Origin of the sequence: Azospirillum brasilense (assembly GCF_022023855.1) — a bacterium.
GTDB classification, from domain to species: Bacteria; Pseudomonadota; Alphaproteobacteria; order Azospirillales; family Azospirillaceae; genus Azospirillum; species Azospirillum brasilense_F.
Genome location: NZ_CP059449.1, coordinates 1,341,910 through 1,359,561 on the forward strand (window position 1 = coordinate 1,341,910; position 17,652 = coordinate 1,359,561).

General features: G+C 70.1%; 16 protein-coding genes. All 16 read right to left on the reverse strand.

All coding sequences use genetic code 11. The annotated features are described in order from the left end of the window. Window positions 1–21: 21 nt before the first annotated feature. Complete coding sequence (locus H1Q64_RS06390) at window positions 22–450, reverse strand: hypothetical protein (RefSeq protein ID WP_237904841.1); 429 nt, start codon at window positions 448–450, stop codon at window positions 22–24. 114 nt (window positions 451–564) lie between these two features. After that, a complete protein-coding gene (locus H1Q64_RS06395; RefSeq protein ID WP_237904842.1) occupies window positions 565–1,017 on the reverse strand; it encodes a putative toxin-antitoxin system toxin component, PIN family in 453 nt (150 codons plus the stop codon). Between the two features lie 24 nt (window positions 1,018–1,041). After that, window positions 1,042–2,244: a PP2C family protein-serine/threonine phosphatase gene (locus tag H1Q64_RS06400; protein ID WP_237904843.1), complete on the reverse strand. Its 1,203-nt coding sequence runs from the start codon at window positions 2,242–2,244 to the stop codon at window positions 1,042–1,044. Continuing rightward, window positions 2,241–3,434: a fused response regulator/phosphatase gene (locus tag H1Q64_RS06405; RefSeq protein ID WP_237904844.1), complete on the reverse strand. Its 1,194-nt coding sequence runs from the start codon at window positions 3,432–3,434 to the stop codon at window positions 2,241–2,243. The genes H1Q64_RS06400 and H1Q64_RS06405 overlap by 4 nt, the downstream gene beginning before the upstream one ends. Continuing rightward, window positions 3,434–4,162 carry an ATP-binding protein gene (locus H1Q64_RS06410; RefSeq protein WP_237904845.1) on the reverse strand — a complete coding sequence of 243 codons (729 nt, stop codon included), beginning with the start codon at window positions 4,160–4,162 and terminating at the stop codon, window positions 3,434–3,436. Before H1Q64_RS06410 ends, H1Q64_RS06405 begins: the two co-directional genes overlap by 1 nt. 5 nt (window positions 4,163–4,167) lie before the next feature. Further along, the gene (locus H1Q64_RS06415; RefSeq protein WP_014241675.1) at window positions 4,168–4,473 is read right to left on the reverse strand and encodes an STAS domain-containing protein; all 306 of its coding nucleotides are present in this window, start codon (window positions 4,471–4,473) and stop codon (window positions 4,168–4,170) included. Between the two features lie 109 nt (window positions 4,474–4,582). Further along, window positions 4,583–5,749 carry a methyl-accepting chemotaxis protein gene (locus tag H1Q64_RS06420; RefSeq protein WP_237904846.1) on the reverse strand — a complete coding sequence of 389 codons (1,167 nt, stop codon included), beginning with the start codon at window positions 5,747–5,749 and terminating at the stop codon, window positions 4,583–4,585. An 11-nt stretch (window positions 5,750–5,760) separates the two neighbouring features. Beyond that, complete coding sequence (locus tag H1Q64_RS06425) at window positions 5,761–6,825, reverse strand: protein-glutamate methylesterase/protein-glutamine glutaminase (RefSeq protein ID WP_237904847.1); 1,065 nt, start codon at window positions 6,823–6,825, stop codon at window positions 5,761–5,763. 3 nt (window positions 6,826–6,828) lie between these two features. Next, window positions 6,829–7,455: a chemotaxis protein gene (locus tag H1Q64_RS06430; protein ID WP_014241672.1), complete on the reverse strand. Its 627-nt coding sequence runs from the start codon at window positions 7,453–7,455 to the stop codon at window positions 6,829–6,831. 3 nt (window positions 7,456–7,458) lie between these two features. Next, window positions 7,459–8,367: a CheR family methyltransferase gene (locus tag H1Q64_RS06435; protein WP_237904848.1), complete on the reverse strand. Its 909-nt coding sequence runs from the start codon at window positions 8,365–8,367 to the stop codon at window positions 7,459–7,461. Further along, a complete protein-coding gene (locus H1Q64_RS33965; protein ID WP_330874515.1) occupies window positions 8,364–10,934 on the reverse strand; it encodes a methyl-accepting chemotaxis protein in 2,571 nt (856 codons plus the stop codon). Before H1Q64_RS33965 ends, H1Q64_RS06435 begins: the two co-directional genes overlap by 4 nt. 291 nt (window positions 10,935–11,225) lie before the next feature. Further along, window positions 11,226–11,783 (reverse strand): chemotaxis protein CheW, encoded by a 558-nt coding sequence (locus tag H1Q64_RS06450; RefSeq protein ID WP_014241669.1) that lies wholly within the window; start codon window positions 11,781–11,783, stop codon window positions 11,226–11,228. 10 nt (window positions 11,784–11,793) lie between these two features. Beyond that, window positions 11,794–14,028 carry a chemotaxis protein CheA gene (locus H1Q64_RS06455; protein ID WP_237904849.1) on the reverse strand — a complete coding sequence of 745 codons (2,235 nt, stop codon included), beginning with the start codon at window positions 14,026–14,028 and terminating at the stop codon, window positions 11,794–11,796. Window positions 14,029–14,058: 30 nt separating this feature from the next. Beyond that, the gene (locus tag H1Q64_RS06460) at window positions 14,059–14,436 is read right to left on the reverse strand and encodes a response regulator (RefSeq protein ID WP_014241666.1); all 378 of its coding nucleotides are present in this window, start codon (window positions 14,434–14,436) and stop codon (window positions 14,059–14,061) included. Next, window positions 14,421–14,732, reverse strand: coding sequence for an STAS domain-containing protein (locus tag H1Q64_RS06465; RefSeq protein WP_237904850.1), 312 nt, complete (start codon window positions 14,730–14,732; stop codon window positions 14,421–14,423). The genes H1Q64_RS06460 and H1Q64_RS06465 overlap by 16 nt, the downstream gene beginning before the upstream one ends. Before the next feature lie 180 nt (window positions 14,733–14,912). Beyond that, the gene (locus tag H1Q64_RS06470; RefSeq protein WP_237904851.1) at window positions 14,913–17,651 is read right to left on the reverse strand and encodes a sensor histidine kinase; all 2,739 of its coding nucleotides are present in this window, start codon (window positions 17,649–17,651) and stop codon (window positions 14,913–14,915) included. Between the last annotated feature and the right edge of the window lies 1 nt (window position 17,652).

Consider the following 17,652-nt stretch of genomic DNA (forward strand, 5'->3'; position numbering starts at 1 on the left):
CGGTCAGTGTTCGTGACTTGGTCAGCCATCCTCGCCCGACAATTCGCCGACCGCCTGCCGGGCAGCGCGCAGCAACAGGGGATTCGGTTCGGACGGGCCGTCCTCTCCTTCCTCCTCCCAAGCCCCCGGCGCGGCGCGGCGCTTCAACTCGCGTGCGGCTTCGATCAGCAAATGGGCCAGCTTGTGGTCCGGCAATGCCTGCGCCAGCGCCCGCAACTCCGCGTTGGTCAGGGCCGCCGGGTTGAAGTCGGCGCGCGGCGCCATCGGGACGGGCGGCGGCGGGACGAGCGCGAGGGTCATCGGTGGCGGCGCCGATGGTGACGGAACGTCCTCCCGCACCACGTCGACGGCCACCGGCGCCGCCACGGTGGAGGCGCGGGACCGGCGCGCCGGTTTGCGCGCCCGCTCCGTCTCGGGCAGGCTGTCGAACAGGAGAGGTTGCGTGCTCATCCGGTCACCCGCGATCCGTTCACCGCTAGTTTGCGAAGTGTTCTCTTTTCATTCTAGGGAACGGATGCTGGAAATCGAGCGGAAATTTTGCAGGCGGAAACGCGAAACGTGGAGTCATGCGATCGCGTCCAGGAACCGCTCGGGGCGCAGGATGCGGGTGCGGCCCACCCGACGCACCGACAGGAGCTGCCGGTCCACCGTCACCAGCCAGTCGGCGTCGGCGGCCAGCGCCACGGCCAGGAACATGTCGTCTTCGGGGTCGCGGCACAGCCGCTCCACCGGGGCGGGCTCGACCCGCCGGGCCTCCGCGGCGAAGGCGGCCAGGAATGCGGCACGCTCCCCGGCCGGGCGGTAGCGGTCGAAGTCCGGGCGCATCAGCACCTCGCGCAGTTCCGCCAGCGTGGCGTCGGAGACGAAGGCGGTTCCTTGCGCCCGCACCGCCTCGACGCTGCGCTGGATGGCCAGGCTGCGGCGGGGCACCTCGGCGCCAAGCAGGGCGTAGCCGACAAGGATGTTGGTGTCCAGAACGACCCGGAAGGGGGCGGCGTGGGGCGAGCTGGCGGTCATGCGCCCGTCGGTTCCATGGGCCGGTCAGCCCTTGCGGGTCAGCAGCAGCGCGGTCAGGTCGTCGTCGATCGGGCCGACGGCGCGCAGGCGGTCCAGCAACCCGTCCAGGAAACGGCCACCATCCGTCTCGTCCATCCGCTCGGCGACCAGGGCGGCAAGGCCCGGCTCGTCGAGAACGTCGCTGCCGACCGGGATCTCGATGGCACCGTCCGAATAAAGGAACAGGCGCCCGCCGGGGGGCAGGGGGAGGGAGCGCTCCTCATACTCCGCCGACGCGAGCAGGCCGAGCGGCAGGCCAGCGCTGTCGCCCAGCAGCGGCGCGGAATCGCCCGGCGCCCAGACCATCGGGCGCGTGGACCCGGCGGAGGCGTAGACGAAACGGTTCCCCGCCGGTTCGACCACCCCGGCCAGCATGGTGGCGAACTGCCCGTTGGGAAGCAGCGCGCACAGTCGGCGGTTGATGGTGGACAGGAACTCGCCCGGGGTCAGGCCGGACACTCCCATCTGCTGGCAGATCGCGTGCAGGCGGAAGGTGTTCAGCGCCGCCCCGACGCCATGGCCGGAGAAATCGACCATGTAGAGCATGGTCCGGCCCTGTCCCTGCACCTGTCCCTGGCCCGGCGCAACGACGTCGTGCCGCAGGTCCCAGAAATCGCCGCCCAGCTCCGACGAGGGGGCGAAATGGGCGGCGATGCCCACCCCCGCCGCGGCCTCCACCTCGGCCAGCCGCTCCGGCGAGGGCATCAGCCGTTCCTGCATCTTGCGGGCGAGCGACAGCTCGCTCTCCGTCCGTTCGTGGAAGCGCTGGAGATCGTGCAGAAGGGCGCGGTTCTGCAGATGGATGCGCACGCGGGCCAGCAGCTCAACCGCATTGATCGGCTTGGTCACGTAATCGGTGGCCCCGGCGGCGAAGGCCTTGGCGCGGTCCTCCGCCCGGTTCAGGCTGGATTGCACCAGGACCGGCAGATCCTTCCAGGCGGGAAGCGCGCGCAGGCGCCGGCACATCTCGAACCCGTCCAGGTTCGGCATCATCAGGTCGAGCAAGATCAGGTCGGGCTGGAAGGCGTCCAGCCGGGCCAGCGCGTCGTTGCCGTCCTCTGCCATATCGATGCGGGTGACACCGCCGCGTTCCAGCAGGGCCTGGAGCAGATGACGGTTCACCCGGTTGTCATCCACCACCAGGACGCGGGCCGTTTCCAGCCCCGGCACCTCCGGCAGGTCGTTCATCGCGCACCCCCGCGCCCGATCCAGACCAGCGTGTGGTCGTCGAGCGGCACGTCGCCCTGGGCGGCGGCGAGCGCCGTCGTCACGGCGGTGAAGGCGCCGCCGCTCCCGCTGCCCCCGCCACCATCGTCGTCAGCCATCGCGGTCTGGACGGCGGCGCTCTGCAGCAGGGCGGCGAAGCCGGCGCTGCCCCCGTCCAGCGCCTCCAGCACGGCGGTCGAGTGCAGGACCAACGCCGAGCCCGGAGGGAAGGGCAGGCTCTGCTCCTCGTAGCGGGCGCCGGCGGTGATGCCCACCGGCTGGCCAGCCCCCTCGCCGAAGACCAACGCCGCGTTGCCGGGCGGGATCAGGACCGGTGGGGCCGCCGCCGCCGCCGCGTAGGTGAAGCGTTCCGCCGCGCCGTCCACCACGCCGTAGATCACCGTGGCGTGCTGCCCAAGCTCCAGCAGGCAGACGGCCCGCTCGTTCAGTTCGGTCAGGAAGGCGCCGGGCCGCTCGCCGAGATGGGGCGCCAGTTCGTGGATCAGCGTGTGCATGCGGAAGGCGTTCAGCGCCGCCGACACGCCGCGCCCGGCCATGTCCAGCAGGAACAGACCGAACCGCCCGCCCGCCAGCGGCAGCACCCCCCAGAGGTCGCCGCCCAGATCGGAGGACAGCGCGGTGTGCGACCGCAGCGTCACCCCTGCGCTGTTCGTCAGCGCGGCGCACAGGGCCGCGGAGGGCAGCAGATGGTCGTACATGGAGCGGGCCATCGCCAGTTCCCCCTCGACCCGCGCCCGGTAGGTCTGCAGGTCGCGGATCAGCACCCGGTTCTGCAGATGGATGCGCACGCGGGCGACCAGCTCCGTCCGGTCCAGCGGCTTGGAGATCAGGTCGGTGGTGCCGGCGGCGAAGGCACGGTTGCGGTCGTCGCTGGACGACAGGGCGGTCTGCACCAGCACCGGCAGGTCGGCGTAGGCGTGGTCGGCGCGCAGGCGGCGGCACACCTCGAACCCGTCCATCCCCGGCATCATGATGTCGAGGATCAGCAGGTCCGGAGCCTCCGCCGCGATCTGCTCCAGCGCGTCGAAGCCATCCTTGGCATAAGCGATGTTCTGGAAGCCGGCTTCGGTGAGCAGGGCGCCGATCAGTGTGCGGTTGAAGTCGGTGTCATCCACCACCAGGATGCGGCAGGCGGCGATGGCGTCGTCCATCAGAGAGGGAACCTCATGCGGATGCGGCGCCCGCCGTCGAGAAGCTGAAGTTCCTCGACGATGGCGGCGATCAGGTCCAGCCCGCGGCCCGAGGCGCCGTAGTCGATGCGCTCCGGCCGGGCGAAGCCGGTTCCCTCGTCGGCCACCTCGACCACCGCGCAAGCGCTTTCCAGCCAGGCGGTGACCTCGATCCGGCGCTCGGCGAAGGCGGGGTCGGCCATGCGCGCGGCCAAGTCGTGGGAAAAGCGCTCCAGCGCCTCGACGCTCAGCCCCTTCATGCCTTCGACCTGAAGGTTGCCGTGGACCACCGCGTTGCTGATCGCCTCGTGCAGCGCCAGTTCCATGTCGTCGCGCTGGGCTTCCGGCATGGGATGCAGGGCGGCCAGCCCGTTCAGGATGCGCCCGGCCAGATGCAGGCGGTTGGCGGTCACCGTCGTCACGCAGGCGAACAGGTCGGCGCGGGCGGCGCGGTGCGCGGCCTCGACGATCTGGGCGTCGGACAGTCCGGTGATCTCGATCCAGGCGCCAAAGGGCCGCTGCCAGAACTCCGGCGCCTCCACGGCGCCGGCATCGCCCACCAGAAGCAGAACGGAGGCGCCGAACGCCTCCCCCGCCGGGGAGCCGGGTCGCCGGGGCGGAAGCCGAAGCGCCGCCGACAGCCGGTCCAGCCGGTCGGCCGGCACGCCCAGGCCTTGCAGGGCGGCGACGCGGGTGGGGGAGGGGACCAAGGCGGTCAGTCCTCGATCGTGACGATCTTGTTGAGCTGGGCCACGGTCAGCACGCGCTTGACCTGTCCGGCGGCGGAGCGCAGGACGAGCTGCTTGTCCGCGTTCGCCATTTCCTCCCGCGCGATCAGCAGCATGCCGATTCCCGCCGAATCGACGAATTCCAGCGTGGAAAGATCGAGCACCTGACGTTTGGCCTTGTTCTGCAGCATCTCCCGGATCAGGGCGCGCAGCTTGGCGTGGTCGTTGAAGGTCAGACGACCGCGCAACCGAACCAGGGTCTCCTGCTCCTTGTCCTCAATTCCGTAGTCCATCGGTCCGGTGTTCCTGAAGGGTGTTCTTGGGGCATTGGGGCGGGTGGCCTTTGCGGACCACGCCAGAATGGAGCAAGACAGGCCGGGGATTCCAGAGAATCCCTCGGCTTCAGAAAAGTTCAATGTCGCCGCCGGAACTGTCGTCCTGGCCGGCATCGACGTCAAGGACGCCATGCTCGTCCAGCGCCGTCCCTTCCAGCAGCAGACGGCGCACGAAGCGCTGGCGCATCTCGCTCAGCTTGAAGCGGCCCAGCAGTTCGTCGAGCCATTCCTGCGGAACCTGCGGCCCCAAGGAAGCGGGCATTTCGACGCGGGTGCGGTTTTCCAGCTCGTTCAGCCCTTCCGCCATGATGGCGAGGCTGTCGTTGATGGCCTCCAGCCGTTGCTTGGTCAGGTCCTGGAACTGCATCCCGGTGACCATGCGGCTGATGGTGGCGGACATGTCCGACGACACGGTCGCCGCCGTCTCCAGCACCGCCTGGAAGTGGTTGGTCTGGTCGACCAGGCTGTCCATGGTCTTGTCCACCCGCTCCTTGGCGAGCATCTGGGGGGACATGTCGGTGTCGGCGATCTGGCGCAGGATGTCGTGGCCGTTGCGCACGCCCTTGACCACCGCGGTGACCTTGGAGCGCATGCGGTCGGCCAGCGCCCCGGTGTTGCGGGAGAGGTGGCGCACCTCCTGAGCGACCACCGCGAAGGTGCGTCCGGCCTCGCCGGCGCGGCTCGCCTCGATGGTGGCGTTCAGCGCCAGGAAGTTGGTCTGGCGGTTGATGGCGTCGATGTCGCCGATCGACTTCTCCAGCTCCGCCACGTCCTTCTGCACGTCGTCGAGCAGATAGACCATGCTCATGGCGTGGCGCGACAGCATGACGATGTTGGAGATCATGTCCGCGATCATCTGCTGCATGCCGGTGACCAGCTGGTCCATCGGCACCCGCTCTCCGTCGATGGAGACGGAGCCGGCCATGCCGACGATCTCCTCCACCCGCTCCGACTGCTGCATGGCCTTCTCGGCCAGCTCGCGGAAGCGGGAGGAGAGGTCAAGCGTGGCGTCCTCGACCGTCGAGGAGGTGCGGGTCAGCTCGTTCTGCACGGCCTCCAGCGTGCGGCGCTGGATGTCGGCATAGCCCATCCAGGTCGCCAGCAGCTCCCCGGTGACCGCGATCTTCTCGCCGATCTCGGGCAGGCTGTGCACGGGAGCGCCATCGTCGGGAAGGTCCGGCTTCTCCGGTTCCGGTCCGGCTTCCAGGCGGGGCGCGCGGCCGTAGAAAGACATGGTGCTGCTCCTCAGTTCGCGCGCGTGCGGTGTTCGCCGATGGCGTCGAACGCGCGCAGCATCTCGGCCGGTATCTGCGCCAGCGGCAGTTCGACGGCGACCGCCCCGGCTTCCCGGGCGGCGCGCGGCATGCCGTAGACGACGCAGCTCGATTCCTGTTCGCCGATGGTATAGGCCCCCGCGTCGCGCATCGCCAGCATGCCCGACGCCCCGTCGCGGCCCATGCCTGACAGGATCACCCCCACCGCGTTCGCCCCCGCCGCCTTGGCGACGGAGGAGAACAGCACGTCCACCGACGGGCGGTGGCCGCTGACCGCCGGGCCGTCCTGGATGTGGCAGGAATAGCCCTGGGCGTCGCGGATGACCACCAGATGCCGGTCGCCGGGGGCAATGTAGACCGTGCCCTGGACCAGCCGGGCGCCCTGGGTTGCGACCTCCACCGAGGGCGGCGAGATGCGGTCGAGCCGGGCGGCGAAGCTGGGGACGTAGCTGGGACCCATGTGCTGGGTGATGACGATGGGCGGGCAGTCGGCGGGCATGACCGCCAGCACGTCGCGGATGCGCTCCACCCCGCCGGTGGAGGCGCCGATGGCGATGAAGCGGGTGCCCGACCCGGCGCGGCGCGGCGTCTGAAGGGGCGAGGCCGCGGGCTTGGGCCGTCGCATCGACAGGCGGGCGGTGGCGGCGATGCGGATCTTGCCGACCAGCTCGTGCGCCATTGCCTCGAAGCCGTGGCCCTCCGAGCCGTCGGGCTTGGCCACGCAGTCCACCGCGCCGATCTCCAGCGCGCGGATCGTCGCCTCCGACCCCTCCTGGGTCAGGGAGGAGACCATGACGACCGGCGTCGGGCGCAGCGTCATGATCTTTTCCAGGAAGGACAGCCCGTCCATCCGCGGCATCTCGACGTCCAGCGTCACGACGTCCGGGTTGGTCCGCTTGATGACGTCCCGCGCTTCGTAGGGGTCGCGGGCGACGCCGACGACCTCGATGCCGGGCTCGTCCGAGATGACGGCCTTCAGCATCTCCCGCATCAGGCTGCTGTCGTCCACGATCACGACGCGGATGGAGCGTGTCATGGCTCAGTCCTCCCCGAACAGTTCCACGTCGCCCTCAATCGGCTGGTGCCGCAGGCTGGAGCGGAAATGCAGTTCCTGGTTCGCCGTCTCCGACAGGGCTTCCGGCCGCAGCATCTTGCGCATCGCCTTGCCGGTGTGGGGAAAATAGTGGATGCGCCGGGCCGAGGCGCCGCCCAGATCCTGGCCCATCAGCTTCAGCCCCTCCCGCCGGACATAGTCGAGCGCGAAGGCGGCGTTGCGCTGGCCGACGTCGAAGCTGGAGTCGATGACGCGGGCGCCGCCGAACAGCTTGACCTCCAGCCGCCCGCGCTGGGCGCCGCGCGCCAGCAGGTCGTTGATCAGCCGCTCCATGGCGACCGAGCCGTAGCGCGCCGCCGCCCCGGTGCCGGCGTCCTCGGATTCCGGCACCTCGGGCAGCAGGAAATGGTTCATGCCGCCGATCGCCGTCGCCGGGTCGTGGACGCAGGCGGCCACGCAGGAGCCCAGCGTCGTCACCATCATCACGTCCGAGCGGTCGCTGACCAGATGATGGCCCAGGAAGACCTTCATCGTGTGGGCGCGGAACTGCGGGTGGAAGTAGCCGCCGGTCTGCCGGGCTTCCGCCGCACGGCGGCTTGCGAATGCGGTCATGCGTCACAGCCTCCGGTAGATGGTGGGGCCGGTCTGGCGGAAGCGGTCCGACACGCCGTACAGGCTCTCCGAATGGCCGAGGAACAGGTAGCCGCCGGGCTCCAGCATGCGGGCGAAGTTGCCGATGACCTGGGTCCGCCCGACGCGGTCGAAATAGATCAGCACGTTGCGGCAGAAGATCGCGTCGAACGGCCCCTTCATGGGCCAGTGCTCCAGCAGGTTCAGCGGCTTGAAGGTGATCAGCCGCTTCAGCTCCTCCTCCATCGCCACCATCGGCTCGCCGCCCTCGCGCTGGCGCCGGGTGAAGCGGTCGCGCAGGGGGGCCGGGATGCTGTTCGCCAGATCGGCGGGATAGACGCCGCGCCGGGCGGTGTCGACCATGTGGGTGTCGATGTCGGTCGCCAGGATGCGGGCGTCCCAGCGCCGCAGCTCCGGCCCGAAGCTGGAGGCCAGAACCATGGCGATGGTGTAGGGCTCCTGCCCGGAGGAGCAGCCGGCGGACCAGATGCGCAGCCGCGGGTGGGAGGATTCCCCGGCGTGGCGGGCGCGCATCTCCGGCACCGCGGTCTTCGCCAGGAAGTCGAAATGGTGCGATTCGCGGAAGAAGCTGGTCAGGTTGGTGGTCAGGGCGTTGACCAGGAAGCCGACCTCGTTCGCCCCCTCCTCGCTCTCCAGCAGGGCGCAGTAGCTGTCGAAGTCGCCCAGGCGCAGGTCGCGCAGCCGCCGGGCGAGGCGGGAATAGACCATCTCGATCTTGTGCGGAGCCAGCGCGATCCCGGCGAGCTGGTAGAGCATGCGGGCGATGAAGTCGAAGTGCCGCCGCTCGAACGGAAACTCCCGCCGGCCGGACGTCGCCGGGGGAATGGCGCCGCGGTCGGCTGAATCGGGGGAAGGGCTGGGGGCGGTCGTCATGCCGCCCGTCCGCGGGCCAGCTCGGAGCCGCCGTGGGTCTGGCCGGCGTCCAGGGAGAAGAAGGCCATCTGCTGGCGGAGCTGACCGGCCTGCTCCTCCAGCGAGCGGGCGGCGGCGGTGCTTTCCTCGACCAGCGCGGCGTTCTTCTGGGTCATCTCGTCCATCTGGGCGACGGCGGTGTTGACCTCGTCCAGGCCGGACGCCTGCTCGGCGGTGGCGCGGGCGATCTCCGACACGAGGTCGGCGACCCGCGCGATGCCCGCCACGATGTCGGTCAGCGAGGAGCCTGCGGAGCGGACCAGCTCCACCCCGTCCTTGACCTGCGCCCCGCTGTCGAGGATCAGCGTCTTGATCTCCTTGGACGCCTGGGCGGAGCGCTGCGCGAGGTTGCGCACCTCCTGCGCCACCACCGCGAAGCCGCGCCCGGCATCGCCGGCCCGCGCCGCCTCCACCGCCGCGTTCAGCGCCAGCAGGTTGGTCTGGAAGGCGATCTCGTCGATCACCCCGATGATGTCGGAAATCTTCTGCGACGAGCGCTCGATCCCGCGCATCGCCTCCACGGCGCTGGCGGCGACCTGACCGCCCTTCTCGGCGGCGCGGCGGGCGTCGTTGGCGAAGGCGTTGACCTGCTGGGCGTTGTCGGCGTTGGAACGGACGGTGGCCGCCAGCTCCTCCATGCTCGCCGCCGTCTCCTCCAGCGAGGAGGCCTGCTGCTCGGTCCGCTCGGACAGGTCGAGGCTGCCGTCGGCGATCTCGCGGCTGGCCGCGGCGATGGATTCGGCGGCGCCGTTGATGCGGCGGACGATCTCCGACAGCTTTTCCGCCGTGCCGTTGAAATCGTCCTTCAGGCGCAGGAACACGCCCTCGTACGGCTTGTCGATGCGCCGCGACAGGTCGCCCTGCGACAGCGATTCCAGCATGGCGGCCAGATCCTCGGTCACGCCGGAGACGTTGGCGGCCAGCCGGTTCATGCCCTCGCTGACCAGCCGGAAGAAGCCGGTCTTGCCGTCCAGCGCGATGCTTTGGCTGAAGTCACCGCGCACGGCGCTGTCGACCATGGCGGCGATTTCCGCCTCGATGGACAGCTCCGCCGTCAGGTCGCGCCATTCGACGACGAGGCCCAGCTTCTCGCCGTGGCGTCCGGCGACCGGGCTGGCGGTGATCTCGAAGCTGCGGCGGCCTGCCTTCACCATGCCCTTGTAGGGGCTGGCGAGGCCGGTCAGGCTGGAGCGCAGGCGCGGGGCCTCGGTGTCGAGCGCGTCGAGAGTCGTCCCGATCAGCCCGGCAGCGTCGAAGGCGGGCAGGGCCTTGCGCAGGTCGCTCTCGGCGGTCTTGAACATCGCCAGCGCGGCGGCGTTGCAATAGGTGACGGTCCCGTCCTCGCCCACCGTCATGATGCAGGACGACACGCGGTCGAGCGCGATTCCCGCCCGCACGGCGGTCACCGCGTCCTCCTTGAAGGCGGCGACGGCGCGGGCCATCGCGCCCAGCTCGTCGCGCCCGTCGGTGTGGGGGACGGTGACCGACAGATGGCCGTCGCTGAGGTCGGTCATCACCTTGCGGATGCCCTGGACCGGGCCGGTGATCGAGCGGGCGATGACCTGGGCGGCGCCGATGCCCAGCAGCAGCGACAGGCCGCCCAGCACCAGGGCCAGCAGGACGCTGTTCTCCACCTCGGCCTCGGCGCGGGACTCGATCCCCTTCTGCTCGGCGTGGATGGCGGTGGCGATGGAGTCCAGCGTCGCGTTCAGGGCGGTGACGACCTTGGCGACGACCTCGACGCGCAGGCGGTCGATCTCCTTGTCGGCGGCGACGGCGTCGCGGAAGGCGGTGCGGTAGCCCGGTGCCCGTTCCGCCACCTCGCGCAGCATCGCCGCCACGCGGGGTTCGGTCAGCAGGGCCTGCGCCTCGCGCACATGCTCCAGCATCTCGTCCAGGTTCTTTTCCATCGGCCCCGCGGCGGCGGCGTCGCGCATGCCGAGCGCGCGGTTGGCGAAGAGGCGGCTCAGCACCCAGTGCTTCTCCATCTCCTCCCCGACCAAGGCGGCGTCCTTGTCGCCGGTGGCCTGGGCGCCCTCGACGATGCGCTCCAGCGTCCCGGTGATCTGGGTGCCCAGCGGGTCCATGGTCTGGCGGATGGCCGCGTCGTAGCGGTCGCGGACGACGCGGATCGCCTCGAACTGGGTGTGGTACTCGGTGTGCAGCCGCGCCAGCTCGGCGAAGGCCGCCGCCTGGCTGGAGCGCTGGATGGCCGCGCCGTGAGCGGCCAGCGCCTGATCGAACTCGGTGCGCAGCGCCCTCTGGCGGTTGAGCGCGGCGGGGTCGCCGGAAACCAGATAGTCGCGCCCGTGGATGCGCTGGTTGGCGAGCCGGGCCGAGAGGTCCTTGGCGAAGGTGGCGAGTTCGCCGCCGGTGAGCACCGCGTCGACGCTGCCGTTCAGGCTGCGGATGCTCAGCAGGCTGGCGGCGACCTGGGCGGCCAGCAGGGCAAGCAGGAGCGCCAAGGCCAGCCACAGCCGCTTCGAGATGCCCATCGCCCCAACGAACGAACCGACCCCTTTCGCCATGCCATCCCCCTTGCCCGCCGTGTCGTACCGGCGTTAGCCCTTATTTGAAACAAACCCGTGTGAAAAGCCGCGACATGACGCACCCCTGTGTCGCTGCTTTTGATGTCCCCTCTCCCCTCTGGGGAGAGGGTTAGGGTGAGGGGGTTGTGCGTGGCGCCACGTCCGCACAAGCGCGACCCCCTCACCGGCCCTTCGGGCCACCCTCTCCCCGCTTTCGGCGGACCGAAGGTCCGCCTGTCGCGTCAGCGCAAACGAAGTTTGCGCGTGAGCGGAGGGGAGAGGGCTATCCAATCAGGACGCCCGCTCCAGCGCCGGCAGGGCCTTGGTCGCGGAGTCCAGCTCGCTGTTCTCGACCGAGAACAGCTTCTCGACGCTCAGCAGCGTGACCATGCGATCGTCGGCGGTGTAGAGGCCGCTGAGATACTCGGCGTCGACCATGCCGCCGTCCACGTCGGGCGGTGGCTTGATCGCGTCGTGGCCGATCGCCAGGATGTCGGAGATGGCGTCGACCAGGATGCCGCGGGTGCGTTCCCCCACCTGGATCACCACCACGACGTGGCGCTTGGTGACCGACGTGGCGCCGCCGCCGAAGCGGGCGCGCAGGTCGAAGATGGGGATGATGATGCCGCGCAGGTTGATGACACCGCGCACATAGTCCGGCAGGTTCGGCAGGCGGCTTTCCGGCGTCCAGCCGCGGATCTCGCGGACCGACAGGATGTTGACGCCGTATTCCTCGCTGCCGACGGTGAAGGTGACGTACTGCTCCTCGGCGGCGTTGACCGCCATGACGTCGTTGCGGGCGTCGGTGCGGCTACCGCCGACGGTGGCGAGCGCGGTGGAACTGCTCATCGCTGTGGCCTCAGACCGGTTCGAGTGCGGGTGCGGGCAGCGCGGCCACCGGCGGACGCGGCGCCCTGGAGTCCATGTGCCGGCTCATCTCGCGCAGGCCGGCGACGTCCAGGATCAGGGCGACGCGCCCGTCGCCCAGGATGGTCGCGGCGGCCACGCCATCGAGGCGGCGGAAGTTCGCTTCCAGGCTCTTGATGACGACCTGCTGCTGGCCCAGCACCTCGTCCACGACGAGGCCGAGGCGGGAGCCGTCCTCCGTCTCCACCAGCACGACCAGCGCGCGGGTAGGGTCGGCGACCGCGCCGGGGATGCCGAACAGCTGGTGCAGGTAGACCAGCCGCACATACTCGCCGCGGGCCATCATCACGTCGCACTTGCCGACCAGCCCGTGCAGGTCCGCCGCCTTGGGGCGCAGACTTTCCACGATGTTGGTCAGCGGCAGGACGAAGCGCTCCTCGCCGACCGAGATCACCATGCCGTCGAGCACGGCCAGGGTCAGCGGCAGCGACAGCACGAAGCGCGAGCCCTCACCCGGCGTCGAGTAGACGCCGATGCGCCCGCCGAGCGAGGTGATGTTCCGCCGCACCACGTCCATGCCGACGCCGCGGCCCGACAGGTTGGACACCTGATCGGCGGTGGAGAAGCCGGGCAGGAAGATCAGGTTGTCGATCTCCTCGTCCGACAGGGTGGCGCCCGGCTGGACGAGGCCCTTCTCGATGGCCTTGGACAGCACCTTGGGCCGGTTGATGCCGCGCCCGTCGTCGGTGATCTCGATGACGATGCGGCCCGAGCGGTGCTGCGCCGACAGGTGCACGGTGCCGGCGCGCGGCTTGCCGACGCGCTCCCGCTCCTCCGGCCCTTCCAGCCCGTGGTCGATGGAATTGCGGATCATGTGGGTCAGCGGATCGACGAGGTTCTCCACCACCGTCTTGTCCACCTCGGTCGTCTCGCCGCTGGTGACGAGCTGGACCTCCTTGCCGGTCGTGGCGGCGCATTCGCGGACCAGCCGCGGCATGCGGGAGAAGACGCTCGACACCGGCTGGGCGCGGATCGACATCACGCTCTCGCGCAGCTCGCGGGTGTGCTGGGCCAGCTGCTCCAGCCCTTCCAGAAGCTCCTGGAACTCGCCGGGGGGCAGCTCGCGCACATGCTCGGCGATCATCGCCTGGGTGATGACCATCTCGCCGACCATGTTGACCAGCCGGTCGATCTTGTCGAGATCGACGCGGATGGTGTGGCTGGTCAGCCCGGCATGCTCCGCCCCGCCGCCGTTGGGGCGCGGACGGGCGGCTTCGGCTTTCGGGGTTTCAGCCCCAGGGGCTTTGGGGGACGCTTCGGGGATCGTGACAGCGACCGCCGACGGGACCGCGGCGGCGACGGGCACCGGATCGGTGACGGGTGGCGGCGCCTCGGGGGCGGCGGGCGGCGGCGCCTCCGCGGTGATGCGGATGTCGCAGTCGTCGGCCACGAACTCGAAGACGTCGTTGATCTTGTCCAGGTCGACGTCCGCATCGGCGATGAGCGTGACCGTCCAGGAGAGGTGGAGAAGCTCCGCCTCCAGGTTCTGGAGGTTGGGCAGGGCGTCGGTGTGGCATTCGACGGTGGCGTCGCCCAGCCGGCGCAGAGCGCGCAGCATGAAGGCCGGCTCGTTGCCCGACATCAGCAGGTCGGACCGCGGCCGGAAGACGATGGTCCAGCGCAGCTTGCCGGGGGGAACCGGGTCCTCCTCCGCGCGGGCGGCGGCGATGGCCGCCATGGCGTCGCCGAACAGCCCGGCCTCGTCGTCCTCGTCGTCGGCGTAGACGGGGGTAGGCGGCGGAGCGGCGGGAGCGGCCGCCGGGGCCGGGGCCTGCGGAGCCCCGCCCGACAGATGGCGGCGCAGGGCGGCCACGGTGCCGTCGGTGGTCCCCGCCGGGGCCGGGTCGCCCTCGCGCGCGTAGGCCAGCATCTGGCCCAGCAGGTCGTTGGCGCGGATCAGCGTGTCCACCAGCTCCGTCGTGACGGGGACGGTGTTGTTGCGCACCCCGTCCATCACCGTCTCGAACTCGTGCGCGAAGGCGACCAGTTCGGTGAAGCCGAAGGCGCCGCCGCCGCCCTTGATGGAATGGACGGCGCGGAAGATGGCGTTGACCTCGTCGGAATCGACCTCGCCCGGCGTCAGCCGCAGCAGACCGGATTCGGCGACCTCCAGCAACTCCGCGCTTTCGTCGAAATAGGTTTGCTTGAACCGGCTCAGGTCTTCCACGGGCGCCACCTCACAAGCCAGGACGCGGCGTCAGCCGCACACCTTCTGCACGACGGAGATCAGCTTCTCCGGGTTGAAGGGCTTCACGATCCAGCCGGTCGCCCCCACCGCCCGGCCTTCGGACTTCTTCTTCTCGTCGGCCTCGGTGGTCAGCATCAGGATGGGCAGCGTGCGGTGCGCCGGTGTGGCGCGCAGGCGGCGGATCAGGGTCAGCCCGTCCATCACCGGCATGTTGAGGTCGGTGATGACGAGGTCCACCTTGTTGGCGCCGATGACGCCCAGCGCCTGCTGGCCGTCGGCGGCTTCGACCACGTCGTAACCGGCGCCCTTCAGCGTGAAGGAGACCATGTCCCGCATGGTCCGCGAATCGTCGACGGTGAGTACCTTCTTCTTCACGCTTGGCTCCATTGCTTCAACCAGCCGTCCAGCCCCAGATCCTCGCAGGCTTCCGCCAGGACTTCGGACGGCTGGGCGATGGCGAACGTCCGGTTGTGTTCGGCGGCATGCCGGGAGGCGACCAGAAGCGCCTGGACGCAGGCGGTGCTGACCCGCTCCACGGCGGCGGCCTCGGCGATGACGGTCTCGGAGGCGGCGAAGCCGGCGCGCAGGCTGTCCAGAAGGGGCTGAGCCATGGCGAGGTCGAGGTCGCTGGGCAGGCCCAGGCGCACCGCCCCCCCCTCGTCGCTCCACTTGATCAGTGTCACCGCTCGTCTCCTTGCCACCCGACCGGGCAGAACCGGCACCGGGAGGGCTTCCATGTCCGGCATTTGGGAAAAAACCTGCCAGAAACACGTATAAGGATTCGTTAAGGCAACTGGACTGACCTGTGTCAACCAAGGGTGTTATCGGGCGGGGTGTCCCGATCGTTTCGTCTTACGATTGATTCAGGATGCCGCTTCCGCACGCGCTTCCGCCTGCGGCACGGTGAAGGCGAAGGTGGCGCCGCGGCCGGGGGCGCTGTCCACCCAGATGCGGCCGCCGAGATGCTCGACGATGCGCTTGCAGATGGCCAGACCCAGCCCGGTGCCCTGCGGCTTGTCGGTCATGGTGTCGCCGACCTGCCGGAAGCGCTCGAAGACGATGGCCTGATGCTCCGCGGCGATGCCGGGGCCGCTGTCGGTGACGGACACGCGCAGGTGGTCGCCTTCCACCGTCACGGACAGCGAGGCCCGCCCGCCGGCTGGGGTGAATTTCGCGGCGTTGGACAGCAGGTTCACCGCCACCTGCACCAGCCGGTCATGGTCGCCGCGCACCGCCGGCAAACCTTGCGGGATGGTGACGGCCAGCGCGATGCCGCGCTCGTGGAACAGCCGGGCGGTGGCCGCCGCCGCCTGCTCCAGCGCGGCCCCGAGGTCCATCGGACGGACCTGCCAGTCGATCTCCCCGGCCTCGATCTTCGCCATGTCGAGGACCTGATTGATCAGGCGGGTCAGCCGTTCGCTCTCGGTGATGACGAGGCCGAGGAACTCCTGCCGCTGCTCCAGCTCGATGTCGGGGTTGTCGTGCAGCACCTCGGTCAGGGCGCGGATGGAGGTCAGGGGCGTGCGCAGCTCGTGCGTCACGGTGGACAGGAATTCGTCCTTCAGCCGGTCCAGCTCCGTCAGCCGCAAGTTGGCAGCGCGCAGCGCGGCCGACGCGCGCTGCAGCTCCGCCGTCTTGTGTTCGAGCTGGCGGCTGTATTCGATGACGTGGCTGGTCTCGTCGAGCATCCGCATCAGCTCGGGGTAGCTGACCTCGCCGCCCTCCACCGCGGAGGCCAGCGCCACCCGCGCGGAGGCGGCGCCGATCGCCCCGGCGAGCAGCCGCTCGGCGAAGCGCACCAGCTCCGCTCCGGCCCGGCGATCGGGCTCCAGCGGGCCGTGACGGCGGACATGCTGGGCGAAGGCGGCCTCGGCGCGCTGCGGACCGAGGAAGCGCGCGACGATCCGTTGCAGGTCGCCGGCCGTGGCGGTGCCGCGCCACGCGCCCGCGGGCGGGTGGGTGTCGCGGTGCTGGAACACCTCGACGAAGGCGGTGGCCTGCGCCCGCTCGCCCAGGCCGGGGCGGTCGAGCAGGGACACCACGACGTAAAGGCCGATGTTGAGAAGCATGCTCCAGAAGAGGGCGTGGGTCAGCGGGTCCATGCCGTCCAGCCCGAACAGGGCGTAGGGCCGCAGCAGGGCGATGCCCCAAGGCCCCTGGTCGATGAAGGCGGCGGGCAGCCAGCCGGACCGTGCGAAGCTGGGCAGCAGCAGCGTGTAGGCCCAGGTCAGGATGCCGGTGCCGAGACCGACCAGCGCGCCGCGCCGGGTCGCCCCCGCCCAATAGACGCCGCCGATCAGCGCCGGGGCAAACTGCGCCACCGCCGTGAAGGAGATCAGGCCGATGGCGCTCAGCGCGTAGGCCGAGCCGGCGATGCGGAAATACAGGTAGCCGAGCAGCAGGATCGCCACGATGGCGGCGCGCCGGATGGCCAGCAGCAACGGCGACAGGTCGTGCAGCCGCTCCAGCCGGGCGCTGCGGGCGCGCAGCAACAACGGCATCACGATGTCGTTGCACACCATGGTGGAGAGCGCGATGGCCTCGACCACGATCATTCCGGTGGCCGCCGACAGCCCGCCGATGAAGGCCAGCAACGCCAGCCACTCGTTCCCGGCGGCCAGCGGCAGCGCCACCACGAACATGTCCGGGTCCACCGCCCGGTCGGGAAAGCGCATCAGCCCGGCCACCGCCACCGGCAGGACGAACAGGTTGATCAGCAGCATGTAGAGCGGGAACAGCCACAGGGCGCGGGTCAGGTGCCGCTCGTCCACATTCTCGATCACCGTCACCTGGAACTGGCGCGGCAGGCACAGCACCGCCGCCATCGACAGCAGCGTCATGGTCAGCCACGACCCGTCGGCCAGCGCCGGAGCGGAGGTGAAGAGGTTGCGGATCTCAGGATGCTCCGCGGCCGTGGCGAACAGCTCGGTCGGGCCGTCGTGCAGCCCCCAGACCACCGCCGCGCCGACCGCCAGGAAGGCAACCAGCTTGACCACCGATTCAAAGGCGATGGCCGCCACCATGCCCTCGTGATGCTCCGCCGCGTCGATGTGGCGCGTGCCGAAGATGATGGCGAAGGCCGCCATGACGACCGCCACATAGAAGGCGTTGTCCAGCACGACGGGCAGGGACAGGCCGCCGGTGGCGCCAGACGGGTCGGTCCCCCACAGCACGTCGAAGCTGACCGCCACGGCCTTGAGCTGCAGGGCGATGTAGGGTGTCACCCCGATCACCGCGGTCAGCGCCACCAGCCCGCCCAGCCCCTGGCTGCGCCCGTAGCGGGAGGCGATGAAGTCGGCGATGGAGGTGATGCGCTGCGCCTTGGCGATGCGCAGGATCTTGCGCAGCACCAGCGGCCCCAGCAGCATCAGCAGAGTCGGGCCGAGATAGATCGGCAGGAAACCGATGCCCAGCGATGCCGCCCGCCCGACCGAACCGTAGAAGGTCCAGGTGGTGCAATAGACCGCCAGCGAGAGCGCGTACACGTACGGCGACGCGATGACGCTGCGCCCCGCGTCGGCCCGCCGGTCCGCCCACCAGGCGATGGCGAAGAGGAGGAGCAGGTAGGCGAAGCTGGCGGCGACGATGGCGGGCCAGGGCATG

What these genes read in the sequence shown, in the direction of transcription:
- H1Q64_RS06390 (WP_237904841.1), bottom strand. Translation starts at nt 450, where the DNA reads ATGAGCACGCAACCTCTCCTGTTCGACAGCCTGCCCGAGACGGAGCGG.
- H1Q64_RS06395 (WP_237904842.1), bottom strand. Translation starts at nt 1,017, where the DNA reads ATGACCGCCAGCTCGCCCCACGCCGCCCCCTTCCGGGTCGTTCTGGAC.
- H1Q64_RS06400 (WP_237904843.1), bottom strand. Translation starts at nt 2,244, where the DNA reads ATGAACGACCTGCCGGAGGTGCCGGGGCTGGAAACGGCCCGCGTCCTG.
- H1Q64_RS06405 (WP_237904844.1), bottom strand. Translation starts at nt 3,434, where the DNA reads ATGGACGACGCCATCGCCGCCTGCCGCATCCTGGTGGTGGATGACACC.
- H1Q64_RS06415 (WP_014241675.1), bottom strand. Translation starts at nt 4,473, where the DNA reads ATGGACTACGGAATTGAGGACAAGGAGCAGGAGACCCTGGTTCGGTTG.
- H1Q64_RS06420 (WP_237904846.1), bottom strand. Translation starts at nt 5,749, where the DNA reads ATGTCTTTCTACGGCCGCGCGCCCCGCCTGGAAGCCGGACCGGAACCG.
- H1Q64_RS06425 (WP_237904847.1), bottom strand. Translation starts at nt 6,825, where the DNA reads ATGACACGCTCCATCCGCGTCGTGATCGTGGACGACAGCAGCCTGATG.
- H1Q64_RS06430 (WP_014241672.1), bottom strand. Translation starts at nt 7,455, where the DNA reads ATGACCGCATTCGCAAGCCGCCGTGCGGCGGAAGCCCGGCAGACCGGC.
- H1Q64_RS06435 (WP_237904848.1), bottom strand. Translation starts at nt 8,367, where the DNA reads ATGACGACCGCCCCCAGCCCTTCCCCCGATTCAGCCGACCGCGGCGCC.
- H1Q64_RS33965 (WP_330874515.1), bottom strand. Translation starts at nt 10,934, where the DNA reads ATGGCGAAAGGGGTCGGTTCGTTCGTTGGGGCGATGGGCATCTCGAAG.
- H1Q64_RS06450 (WP_014241669.1), bottom strand. Translation starts at nt 11,783, where the DNA reads ATGAGCAGTTCCACCGCGCTCGCCACCGTCGGCGGTAGCCGCACCGAC.
- H1Q64_RS06460 (WP_014241666.1), bottom strand. Translation starts at nt 14,436, where the DNA reads ATGGAGCCAAGCGTGAAGAAGAAGGTACTCACCGTCGACGATTCGCGG.
- H1Q64_RS06470 (WP_237904851.1), bottom strand. Translation starts at nt 17,651, where the DNA reads ATGCCCTGGCCCGCCATCGTCGCCGCCAGCTTCGCCTACCTGCTCCTC.